This window comes from Aerosakkonema sp. BLCC-F183, from assembly GCF_041929145.1.
GTDB lineage: Bacteria > Cyanobacteriota > Cyanobacteriia > Cyanobacteriales > Aerosakkonemataceae > Aerosakkonema.
In genome coordinates, this window is the sequence record NZ_JBHFNU010000066.1 from 42,821 (window position 1) to 55,022 (window position 12,202).

The 12,202-nt window shown below is 45.0% G+C and carries 10 protein-coding genes; all 10 read left to right on the forward strand.

Features of this window, described 5'->3' with window-relative positions:
- Positions 1-55: 55 nt before the first annotated feature.
- Complete coding sequence (gene nifB, locus ACE1CD_RS19645) at positions 56-1,534, forward strand: nitrogenase cofactor biosynthesis protein NifB (protein ID WP_374826053.1); 1,479 nt, start codon at positions 56-58, stop codon at positions 1,532-1,534.
- A 97-nt stretch (positions 1,535-1,631) separates the two neighbouring features.
- A complete protein-coding gene (gene nifS, locus ACE1CD_RS19650; protein ID WP_374791698.1) occupies positions 1,632-2,837 on the forward strand; it encodes a cysteine desulfurase NifS in 1,206 nt (401 codons plus the stop codon).
- Positions 2,838-2,949: 112 nt separating this feature from the next.
- The gene (gene nifU, locus ACE1CD_RS19655; RefSeq protein ID WP_374791700.1) at positions 2,950-3,879 is read left to right on the forward strand and encodes a Fe-S cluster assembly protein NifU; all 930 of its coding nucleotides are present in this window, start codon (positions 2,950-2,952) and stop codon (positions 3,877-3,879) included.
- Positions 3,880-4,088: 209 nt separating this feature from the next.
- On the forward strand, positions 4,089-4,985 hold the full coding sequence (gene nifH / locus ACE1CD_RS19660; RefSeq protein WP_374791702.1) for a nitrogenase iron protein: 897 nt from the start codon (positions 4,089-4,091) through the stop codon (positions 4,983-4,985).
- A gap of 177 nt (positions 4,986-5,162) precedes the next feature.
- A complete protein-coding gene (gene nifD / locus ACE1CD_RS19665) occupies positions 5,163-6,662 on the forward strand; it encodes a nitrogenase molybdenum-iron protein alpha chain (protein WP_374791704.1) in 1,500 nt (499 codons plus the stop codon).
- Between the two features lie 121 nt (positions 6,663-6,783).
- Positions 6,784-8,322 (forward strand): nitrogenase molybdenum-iron protein subunit beta, encoded by a 1,539-nt coding sequence (nifK, locus tag ACE1CD_RS19670; RefSeq protein ID WP_374791706.1) that lies wholly within the window; start codon positions 6,784-6,786, stop codon positions 8,320-8,322.
- Between the two features lie 142 nt (positions 8,323-8,464).
- Positions 8,465-8,755, forward strand: coding sequence for a Mo-dependent nitrogenase C-terminal domain-containing protein (locus ACE1CD_RS19675; RefSeq protein WP_374791708.1), 291 nt, complete (start codon positions 8,465-8,467; stop codon positions 8,753-8,755).
- 160 nt (positions 8,756-8,915) lie between these two features.
- On the forward strand, positions 8,916-10,286 hold the full coding sequence (gene nifE / locus ACE1CD_RS19680) for a nitrogenase iron-molybdenum cofactor biosynthesis protein NifE (RefSeq protein ID WP_374826054.1): 1,371 nt from the start codon (positions 8,916-8,918) through the stop codon (positions 10,284-10,286).
- A 158-nt stretch (positions 10,287-10,444) separates the two neighbouring features.
- The gene (gene nifN, locus ACE1CD_RS19685) at positions 10,445-11,752 is read left to right on the forward strand and encodes a nitrogenase iron-molybdenum cofactor biosynthesis protein NifN (protein WP_374826055.1); all 1,308 of its coding nucleotides are present in this window, start codon (positions 10,445-10,447) and stop codon (positions 11,750-11,752) included.
- A gap of 14 nt (positions 11,753-11,766) precedes the next feature.
- Positions 11,767-12,168 carry a nitrogen fixation protein NifX gene (nifX, locus tag ACE1CD_RS19690; RefSeq protein ID WP_374791714.1) on the forward strand — a complete coding sequence of 134 codons (402 nt, stop codon included), beginning with the start codon at positions 11,767-11,769 and terminating at the stop codon, positions 12,166-12,168.
- Positions 12,169-12,202 lie beyond the last annotated feature (34 nt).

Here is a 12,202-nt window from a genome sequence, read left to right on the forward strand (position 1 = left end):
CACATAAGTGTTCTACGTCGATAAATCAGTTCGTTTACTTGACCTACGGATTTCGATGTCACCAACTACAGAACTACTGGCAAAAACAGAAGCGAAAGCGCAGCCCGACGCACTCTCCCAACCCAAAAAATCTGGTGGTTGCGGCTGTAGTTCCTCTTCTACTGAAATCTCCCACGATGAAAAAATCAAAGAGCGCATCGCCAAGCACCCTTGCTACAGTGAAGAAGCGCATCATCACTATGCTAGAATGCACGTTGCTGTTGCACCTGCTTGCAACATTCAGTGCAACTACTGCAACCGCAAATATGATTGTGCCAACGAAAGCCGACCTGGTGTGGTCAGCGAACTGCTAACTCCCGAAGAAGCCGCCCATAAGGTACTGGTAATTGCGGGTAAGATTCCTCAGATGACGGTGTTGGGAATTGCTGGCCCTGGCGACCCCTTAGCCAACCCAGAAAAAACTTTCCGCACATTTGAGTTAATTGCCGACAAAGCCCCAGATATTAAACTGTGCTTGTCAACCAACGGCTTAATGCTGCCAGATTACGTCGATCGCATCAAAAAACTCAACGTCGATCACGTCACCATCACTATTAATATGGTAGATCCGGAAGTCGGCACAAAGATTTACCCTTGGGTTCACTACCGGCGCAAACGCTACAAAGGCATTGAAGGAGTAAGAATTCTGCACGAACGGCAGATGGAAGGATTGCAAGCCCTCAAGGAAGCCGATATCCTGTGCAAAGTTAACTCCGTGATGATTCCAGGCATTAACGACGAACACCTGGCAGAAGTCGATCGGGTAATTCGCGAGAATGGTGCATTCCTGCACAATATCATGCCCCTGATCTCCGCACCCGAACACGGCACGCACTTTGGTTTGACAGGTCAGCGCGGCCCAACACCCAAGGAACTGAAAGCGCTGCAAGATAAATGTTCCGGCAATATGAAGATGATGCGCCACTGTCGCCAGTGTCGTGCCGATGCAGTGGGATTATTGGGTGAAGACCGGAGTCAAGAATTTACCAAAGAAAAATTCTTGGAAATGGCACCGGAATATAACCTAGAAAAACGCCAAGAACTTCACGCTGCGATCGATAAAGTTCAAGAAGAACAAAAAGCTGCCAAAGCTGCCAAAGCACAAAAGAAAGTTGCAAATTCTCCCAAAATTTTAGTTGCAGTCGCTACCAAAGGCGGCGGATTAGTCAATCAACACTTCGGTCATGCCAGAGAATTCATGGTTTACGAAGTGGATGCTAACGAAGCCAAATTTGTCGGACACCGCAAAGTCGAGCAATATTGCCAAGGCGGTTATGGAGAGGAAGATTCTCTCGACGGTATGCTGAAAATGCTGGAAGGTTGCAAAGCAGTTTTAGTTTCCAAGATCGGTAGTTGTCCCCAAGAACAGTTGAAGAAAGCTGGCATTGAAGCGGTAGAAGCTTACGACTTAATCGAAAAAGTAGCTTCTGAATATTACCAAAAGTGGCTTTCCATCCAAGTTTGTACTGATTCCGTACTGGCGAGCGAAAGCTAAACACTAGGCGCTAGAGAAGAGAGAAATCATTCACTTCTCTCTTCCTACCCACTCCCACCCTCTTAACCATTTCCCAATCCCAATTCCCCAGTTAGCAATGTCAGTCATTTATTTAGATAACAATGCCACTACCAAGGTAGATCCCCTAGTCCTTGAGGCAATACTCCCTTTTTTAACTGAATATTATGGCAACCCTTCTTCAATGCACACTTTTGGCGGACAAGTTGGGAAGGAAGTTAAACAAGCAAGGGAACAAGTTGCAGCTTTATTGGGCGCAGAAGCCACCGAAATAGTATTTACCAGTTGTGGCACGGAAGGAAATAATACGGCGATCCGATCGGCCCTAGCAATCCAGCCCAATAAAAACCATATCGTTACTACAGAAGTCGAACACGCCGCTATTCTCAGTCAGTGCAAACTGCTGGAAAGCCAAGGCTATAAAGTTACCTATCTTTCCGTAAATAAAGAAGGTCAATTAGACCTGGATGAATTGGAAGCTTCGCTGACAGGTGGCACTGCTTTAGTGTCAATCATGTATGCTAATAATGAAACAGGCGTTATTTTTCCAATCGAACAAATCGGTCAGATTGTCAAAGAAAAAGGTGCTATATTTCATGTAGATGCTGTTCAAGCAGTGGGTAAAATTCCCTTGAACATGAAAAATAGTGTAGTGGATTTACTCACACTCTCTGGGCACAAACTGCACGCTCCTAAAGGAATTGGGGCATTGTACGTGAGAAAAGGCGTCCGATTCCGTCCCCTATTAGTAGGAGGACATCAAGAAAGAGGACGGCGTGCTGGTACCGAAAACGTACCCGGAATTGTGGCACTGGGTAAAGCAAGTGAGTTAGCTTTAACGCATTTGCCAGATGTGAAAAAAGAAAAGCAGTTACGCGATCGCTTAGAAAAAGGTCTGCTTTCTACTATCCCCAACAGCCAAGTCAACGGCCACCTTACCCAAAGACTTCCTAATACCACCAATATCGGTTTCAAATATATCGAAGGTGAAGCAATTCTCCTCTCCCTCGACCAATACGGGATCTGTGCTTCTTCTGGTTCTGCTTGTACTTCTGGTTCTCTAGAACCTTCCCACGTACTCAGAGCATTGGGTTTACCTTATTCAGTGTTGCACGGTTCGATTCGTTTCTCGCTTTCTCGTTACACTACTGACGAAGAAGTCGATCGAGTGCTAACCATAATGCCGCAAATAGTAGAACGTTTACGAGCATTATCACCGTTCCAAAGTGACGAAGAATCTTGGCTGCAAGAACAAGAAAAAGCCGTTGCTCTAGCTAAGAATTAAGGGCGTCGGGGCGAGGGCGTCGGGATTAGGGAATAGAAAATAATCCACTACCTACTACCCACTACCCAATCCAAAATCCAAAATCCAAAATCCAAAATCGAGAGAGGCTGCCATGTGGGACTATACAGAAAAAGTAATGGATCTCTTCTACAATCCCAAACATCAGGGAGTAATAGAAGCAACTGACGAACCAGGATTAAAAATCGTTACCGGAGAAATTGGCAGTATTGCTTGCGGAGATGCGCTAAGATTGCACTTGAAAATTGATGAAAGCACGAATATAATTTTAGATGCTCGCTTTCAAACTTTCGGTTGTGCCAGTGCGATCGCTTCTTCTTCCGCTTTAACTGAAATGATTATTGGCATGACAGTTGAAGAAGCAATGAAGATTACAAATCGTCAGATTGCAGAATATCTAGGCGGTTTGCCGGAAGAGAAAATGCACTGTTCAGTGATGGGACAAGAAGCACTGGAAGCAGCGATATCTTCTTATAAAGGAATTCCAATTGTTGTTCACGAAGAAGATGAAAGTGCGCTAGTATGTCGGTGTTACGGTATTAGCGAAGGACGAATTAAGCGAGTAGTAATTGAAAATAAACTTGACACTGCCGAGCAAGTAACTAATTATATAAAAGCAGGCGGTGGTTGCGGTACTTGTCTGGTAGATATTGACGATATTATTGCCGATGCTTGGCAAGAAATGAAAGCGCAAAGTGCTGCTAAAGTTGAAGAAGCCAGCGTTTCAACGGCAAGTTCAGTAGCAGTAGCAACGAAAACAGAGACGCAAGTGCAAGTTGCTCGTCCGCTGACAAACCTGCAAAAAATTACTCTAATTCAACAAGTTATCGATTCCGAAATCAAACCCTTCCTAGCTCTGGATGGGGGAGATATCGAACTCTACGATGTCGATGGCGACAAAGTGAAAGTGCAATTAAAGGGAGCTTGCGGTACTTGTTCTGGCAGTTTAGCAACGCTGAAATATGCGATCGAAGCCAAATTACAAGAGCGCGTTTCACCCACCTTAGTTGTAGAAGCAATTTAGAGAAATTGCTCAGTTGAAAACCTCTTCTATCTAGCGCCAAAGCGCAACTACATACCTAAAACAATGATTATTTACGAATCGAAAGGGCGATCGCCTCCTGCGATGCTCCTTCTCCCAAAACGCACATCCCGCACTTTCTTCCGCGAGGTTGGCGTTACTCACCCAAACACCAACAAGACACACTCACCTACTAAGCAGAGAGAATCATCATGACTGACGAAAAAATTAGACAGATTGCGTTCTACGGCAAAGGCGGTATCGGTAAATCTACCACCTCTCAAAATACGATCGCAGCAATGGCAGAAATGGGCCAACGGATCATGATCGTAGGATGCGACCCGAAAGCTGACTCTACCCGCTTGATGTTGCACAGCAAAGCCCAAACTACCATTCTGCACTTAGCAGCAGAACGCGGCGCAGTAGAAGATCTAGAACTCGAAGAAGTATTGTTGACTGGCTATCGCGATGTACGTTGCGTTGAGTCTGGTGGCCCAGAACCCGGTGTAGGTTGCGCCGGACGTGGTATCATCACCGCCATCAACTTCTTGGAAGAAAACGGTGCTTACGAAGACCTAGATTTCGTTTCCTACGACGTATTGGGCGACGTTGTTTGCGGTGGTTTCGCAATGCCGATCCGGGAAGGAAAAGCGCAAGAAATCTACATCGTCACCTCCGGTGAAATGATGGCAATGTATGCTGCTAACAACATTGCACGAGGCATTCTGAAGTATGCACACTCCGGTGGCGTGCGCTTAGGTGGTTTGATTTGTAACAGCCGTAAAGTTGACCGCGAACTCGAACTGATCGAAACTTTGGCTAAGCGTCTGAACACCCAAATGATCCACTTCGTACCTCGCGACAACGTTGTTCAACACGCCGAACTACGCCGCATGACCGTACTGGAGTACGCACCCGACCACAAACAAACTGAAGAATACCGTCAATTAGCTAAGAAGATCATCGACAACAAGAATCTGACCATTCCAACTCCAATCTCGATGGACGAACTGGAAGACTTGTTGGTGGAATTCGGCATCCTGGGCGGCGAAGAAGAATACCAAAAAGCGATCGCTCAAGACCAAGCAAAAGCCCCTGTTGCCGTCTAGATGGGGAATGGGGAATTGGGAATACACCCCCTACTCCCCCCAAACTTGGGGGGGTCGGGGGGGGCAATTGGGAAAAATCAATCCTCCCCTGCTCCCCTGCTCCCCTGCTCCCCTGCCCCTACTCTCCTCTTTCCCAATCCCTAATCCCTAATCCCTAAAATTCGAGAGAGAAACCTTATGACCCCGATCGAATCTGCTACTTTAAACGAAAACGAAGTAACTGCGGCTGCCCAGCGACCCATAGCCGAAACTAAAGAACTAATTAAAGAAGTCCTGGAAGCTTATCCTGACAAATCGCGCAAAAAGAGAGAAAAGCACCTCAACGTTTACGAAGAAGGCAAATCCGACTGCGGCGTAAAATCTAATATCAAATCCGTTCCAGGTTCGATGACCACTCGCGGTTGCGCCTACGCCGGATCGAAAGGTGTGGTTTGGGGCCCGATCAAAGACATGATCCACATCAGTCACGGCCCTGTAGGTTGCGGTTATTATTCCTGGTCTGGACGACGCAACTATTATATTGGTACGACTGGCATTGATACCTTTGGTACGATGCAATTCACCTCCGACTTCCAAGAACGCGATATCGTGTTCGGTGGTGATAAGAAATTGGCGAAGCTGATTGATGAATTGGAAGATTTGTTTCCTCTTAACCGAGGCATTTCGATTCAATCTGAATGTCCGATCGGTTTAATTGGGGATGACATCGAAGCTGTTGCCAAGAAAGCGGCAAAGGAAACTGGCAAAACCGTTGTTCCGGTTCGCTGCGAAGGATTCCGGGGTGTTTCTCAATCTCTCGGTCACCACATTGCTAACGACGCCGTGCGCGACTGGGTATTCCCCCAAGCAGATAAGAAAAAGAAAGAATTGGGTATCGAAGGCACTCCTTATGATGTTGCCATTATCGGAGATTACAACATCGGTGGTGATGCTTGGTCGAGCCGCATTCTGTTAGAAGAAATTGGCTTGCGCGTGGTAGCTCAATGGTCTGGGGATGGCACTCTCCATGAAATGATGATGACCCCAACCGTGAAGCTGAATTTAGTTCACTGCTATCGCTCCATGAACTATATCAGCCGCCACATGGAAGAAGCTTATGGTATTCCTTGGTTAGAATACAACTTCTTCGGCCCAACCAAAATTGCTGAATCCCTGCGCGAAATTGCTTCCAAGTTTGACGAAACAATTCAACAAAAAGCCGAAGAAGTTATCGCTAAATACGAAGCACAAACTAAGGCAGTACTCGAGAAATATCTCCCGCGTTTGGAAGGCAAAACAGTTGCGTTGATGGTTGGTGGTTTGCGTCCTCGCCACGTCGTTCCCGCGTTCCACGATCTAGGTATGCGCTTGATCGGTACGGGATATGAATTCGGTCACAACGACGACTACAAACGTACAACTCACTACATTGAAAACGGCACGCTGATCTACGATGACGTTTCTGCTTACGAATTTGAAGAATTCATCAAAGAATTGAAGCCAGATTTAGTTGCTTCCGGAATTAAAGAGAAGTACGTCTTCCAAAAGATGGCTCTGCCTTTCCGTCAAATGCACTCTTGGGATTACTCCGGCCCATATCACGGTTATGACGGATTTGCCATCTTCGCTCGCGACATGGATCTAGCACTGAATAGCCCCACCTGGAGCTTAATCGGTGCGCCCTGGAAGAAAAACTAGAAGTTAGGGAAAGAAGGGGAATAGATAATTTCCCATTCCCTATTCCCCATTCCCCATTCCCCATTTCCCTTTCTCTTTCCCCATTCCCTAATCCCTACATCCCTAATCGAGGAAAAAAGTCATGGCTCAGAACGATATCAATAATATCAAGGATCACGCCGAGTTATTCCACCAAGATGAGTACCAAGAGTTATTCAAAGCCAAAAAAGAGTTTGAAGGTGGACATAGCCCAGAAGAAGTTACTCGCGTCGCTGAATGGACTAAGACTTGGGAGTATCGCGAGAAGAACTTCTCCCGCGAAGCGCTAACTGTTAACCCAGCGAAAGCTTGCCAACCTCTCGGCGCAATTCTGGCAGCAGTAGGTTTTGAAGGTACATTGCCCTTCGTTCACGGTTCTCAAGGTTGCGTAGCGTATTTCCGATCGCACTTTACCCGTCACTTCAAAGAACCTTTCTCTGCCGTTTCCTCCTCAATGACGGAAGATGCAGCGGTGTTCGGCGGTTTGAACAACATGAAAGAAGGTTTAGCTACCTCTTTCAATCTCTACAAGCCGAAAATGATCGCTCTCTGCACTACCTGTATGGCAGAGGTAATCGGAGACGACTTGCAAGCGTTTATTAGAACCTCGAAGGACGAAGGTTTTATTCCTCAAGAACTGCCAGTTCCTTACGCTCACACTCCTAGCTTTGTCGGCTCCCATATTACTGGTTACGACAACATGATGAAGGGGATTTTGACTAACTTAACTGCTGGTAAGAAAAAGGAAACAACCAACGGTAAGATTAACTTTATTCCCGGTTTTGAAACTTATATCGGCAACTTGCGTGAAATTAAGCGATTTGCTGAATTGATGGGTGTAAATTACACCTTGTTGGCTGATAATTCTGATTATCTGGATTCTCCTAATGATGGAGAATATCGGATGTATAATGGTGGCACAACTCTGGAAGATGCTGGCGATTCGATTAACGCAGAAGCTACGATTTCTTTCCAAGCTTATTCGACGAGTAAGACTCGCGACTACATTGAGTCGGATTGGAAGCAAAAAACTTATGTTGCTCGTCCGGTTGGTATCCGGGGCACTGATGAGTTTTTGATGAAGCTATCTGCTTTGACTGGTAAACCAATTCCGAAAGAATTGGAAGAAGAAAGAGGTCGCGCAGTAGACGCTTTAACTGATTCCCAAGCATGGTTGCATGGCAAGAAAATTGCGATGTATGGCGACCCAGATTTGGTGATCGGTTTGACACAATTCCTGCTAGAAGTTGGTGCAGAACCAGTTCACATTGTAGTAACTAACAGCAATGATGTGTTTGAATCTGAATTGCGGGCGCTGTTAGATTCTAGTCCGTTTGGTGCTGGTGCAACGATTTGGGGCGGTAAGGACTTGTGGCACTTGAGATCTTTACTGTTTACCGAACCAGTTGATTTGTTAATCGGTAATTCCTACGGTAAGTATCTGTGGCGCGATACTCACACTCCCTTGGTTCGCATTGGTTATCCCATCTTCGATCGCCATCACTTGCATCGCTATGCTACTTATGGCTATCAAGGTACAATTAACCTGCTCAATTGGATCGTGAATACCCTGTTGGATGAACTCGATCGCAACACGATTATCCCAGCTAAGACCGACATCTCTTACGACTTGATTCGCTGATGGAAGGGGTTAGGGGAAGAGAGGGGTTAGGGAATAGGGGTTAGGGGTTAGGGAATAGAAATTACCCACTACCCACTACCCACTACCTACTCCCCACTCCCCCACTCCCCCACTCCCCACTCCCCACGACTGGATTACTGTCATGAGTAGCACCTCCATTCATAGAAACAAAAAGTTTGATATCCTGTGGCCCTTGCGTCAATGGGTGGATGGAATCGAAATAAACGATCGCAAATTTGCCCATCTTGTCTGTCAAATCATTCCCTGTCAATGCCCTTTTGAACGAAAGCTCACCCTCTTTGGACGCACGCTACACATTCCCCCTTTTTGCAAATTAAATCCCCTTTACGACGAGTTTGTTGGTTTGCGCTTTCGCGCCCTTTCTTACCTGACTGATGTGTGCGGTGAAGATGTCAAGAAATACATCTGTTAACCCGTCATTAGTCATTGGTCATAAGTCATTAGTCATCGCTCTCAATGTGAAATACATACTAAATTTTGATGATGACAAAGGACAAATGATAAATCATAAATGACCAATGACAAAGGACAAACAACCAATGCCAAATGACTAATGACAAAGGACTAGAAAGATGAAACTCACTCAGAAAAAAATTACCGAACTGCTCACCGAAACTGCTTGCGAACACAATCATAAAAAAGACGGTGAAAAGAAGAACAAATCTTGCAAACAACAAGCTCAACCCGGTGCTGCCCAAGGTGGTTGTGCGTTTGACGGTGCAAGCATTGCCCTCGTACCAATTACAGATGTGGCTCATTTAGTTCACGGGCCGATCGCTTGTGCTGGTAATTCTTGGGGCAGTCGCGGTAGTCTTTCCTCTGGTTCCCATCTTTATAAAGTTGGATTGACCACCGATCTGAGTGAAAATGATGTTATTTTTGGAGGAGAAAAAAAGCTTTATAAAGCTATTCTAGAAGTAGAAGAACGCTACAAGCCTGCGGCAGTATTCGTTTATTCCACCTGCGTTACAGCTTTAATTGGCGATGATTTAGATGCAGTTTGCGAAGCTGCTGCTAAGAAAACGGGAACTCCAGTTATTCCCGTTAATTCCCCAGGCTTTGTAGGTAGTAAAAACCTCGGCAACCGCATCGGCGGCGAAGCTTTATTAGAATATGTCGTCGGTACTAAGGAACCGGAATATAGCACACCATACGACATTAATTTGATTGGCGAATACAATATTGCTGGGGAATTGTGGGGCGTTCTTCCCTTATTTGAAAAGTTAGGCATTCGCGTTTTAGCTAAAATTACTGGTGACGCTCGTTACGATGATGTCTGCGCTGCCCACCGCGCCAAACTTAACGTGATGATCTGCTCGAAGGCGCTGATCAACATGGGCAGAAAGATGGAAGAAAAATACGGGATTCCTTACATTGAGGAATCTTTCTACGGTGTAGATGATATGAATCGCTGCTTGCGAAACATTGCCCAAAAAATTGGCGATGCCGACTTGCAAGAACGCACGGAAAAATTAATTGCAGAGGAAACAGAAAAGTTAAACATAGCTTTAGCACCTTATCGCGCTAGATTAACAGGTAAGCGCGTCGTGTTATATACTGGCGGTGTAAAAAGTTGGTCGATTATTTCCGCTGCCAAAGATTTAGGTATGGAAGTTGTTGCCACCAGTACGAAGAAAAGTACGGAAGAAGATAAGGCAAAAATTAAAGAATTGTTGGGTAAAGATGGTATGATGTTGGAGAAAGGCAACGCTGCCGAAATCCTCACAGTAATTGAGAAAACTAAAGCGGATATGTTGATTGCGGGAGGACGCAATCAATACACAGCTTTGAAAGCAAAAATTCCTTTCCTTGATATCAACCAAGAACGCCATCATCCCTACTCAGGTTATTCAGGTATGGTAGAAATGGCTAGAGAATTAGATGAAGCTTTGTACAGTCCGGTTTGGTCGCAAGTTCGTCAACCAGCACCTTGGGAATTTTAGATTTTAGATTTTGGATTTTAGATTAGTTGGACGAAGTAGTTACGTAGAAAGCAAGTTCCTTAACATTTGCGAAAATTCCAACTCCAACAATCTTAAATCCAAAATCCAAAATTGAATAAATAATCCAAAATCCAAAATCCAAAATCCAAAATCGAACAATGGCTACTGTAATCTCACCCAAAAAATCCGTTGCAATCAATCCAATTAAACAATCTCAACCTTTGGGTGCAGCATTAGCATTCTTAGGTTTAAAAGGAACGATGCCATTGTTTCATGGTTCCCAAGGTTGTACGGCGTTTGCCAAAGTTCTCCTAGTACGTCACTTCCGAGAAGCTATCCCTTTAAGTACCACAGCGATGACAGAAGTCACGACGATTTTAGGGGGAGAAGAAAATATAGAAATGGCGATTTTAACGTTATTAGAAAAAGCCAAACCGGAAATTATCGGACTTTGTACGACTGGGTTAACGGAAACGCGAGGGGATGATATGGAAGGTATCCTCAGAGCGCTGAAAAAACGTCACCCAGATTTAAGTAATGTACCTGTTATTTTTTGTTCGACTCCTGATTTTAAAGGCGCATTGCAAGATGGTTTTGCGGCGGCGGTAGAAGGTATTGTCAAAGAAGTACCGATCGCAGCTGAAAAGCAAACCAATCAAGTTACGCTGTTAGTAGGTTCTGCGTTTACCCCAGGCGATGTAGAGGAAATTAAGGAGATCGTAACAGCTTTTGGATTGGATGCGATCGCAGTTCCCGACCTCTCGGAATCTCTTGACGGTCACTTATCCGATGGAGAGTATAGCGCCACAACAACGGGAGGAACAAGTTTAGCAGATTTGAAGCGTGTGGGTGCATCTGCTTTTACCCTCGCTTTTGGCGAAAGTATGCGGGGTGCGGCAAAGATTTTACAACAGCGATTTGGTACGGAATATCAAGTATTTTCGCGACTCACTGGATTGCAAGCGGTAGATGAATTTTTAATGAAATTATCGCAATTAAGTGAGTGTCCAGTTCCCGAAAAGTTTCGGCGTCAGCGTCGCCAGTTGCAAGATGCTATGTTGGATACTCATTTCTATTTCGGACGCAAGCGAGTAGCGCTGGCGCTGGAACCCGATTTGCTGTATTCAACTAGCATTTTTTTACAGGAAATGGGAGCGCAAATCCAAGCTGCTGTAACTACAACTCAATCTCCCGTACTTGAACTTCTTCCCCTCGAATCGGTTATAATTGGAGACTTAGATGACTTAGAGAAATTGGCAGTCGGTGCAGATTTATTAGTTGCTAATTCTAACGGTAAACGAGTTAGCAAAAAATTAGGAATTCCTCTTTATAGGCAAGGAATGCCAATCTTCGATCGCTTAGGCAACGGTTACTTTACGACTGTTGGTTATCGCGGTACTATTGAGTTTTTATTTAATCTTGGCAATCTTCTCCTCGAACAAGAGGAATCGAAAGCCAAACACTAAAAAGGAGAGAAGCCATGAAAATTGCTTTTGCTACCAATGACTTAATTCATATCGATGCCCATTTCGGTTGGGCAAAACAAATGGCAGTTTACGAAGTGTCGCCAGAAGGTTATGAATTTGTAGATAATCTGACTTTTGGTGGCGACCTGAAAGAAGATGGTAACGAAGATAAACTCGTTCCCAAACTGGAAGCTGTATCTGATTGCACGATTGTTTATGTCGCTGCGATCGGAGGAAGTGCAGCCGCCAGATTAATTCGCAAGCGGGTAACACCAATTAAGTCAAAAACTGAGGAGGATTTAATTACTGATGTACTTAATAATTTAGTACGAACATTAAAGGGTAATCCTCCACCTTGGTTGCGTAAAGCACTCCAACAAAAGGAAAATTCATTTGAAAATTCCTTAGAGGAATAAACCCCACAGGTTAGTAGGGACGGGTTTAATGATA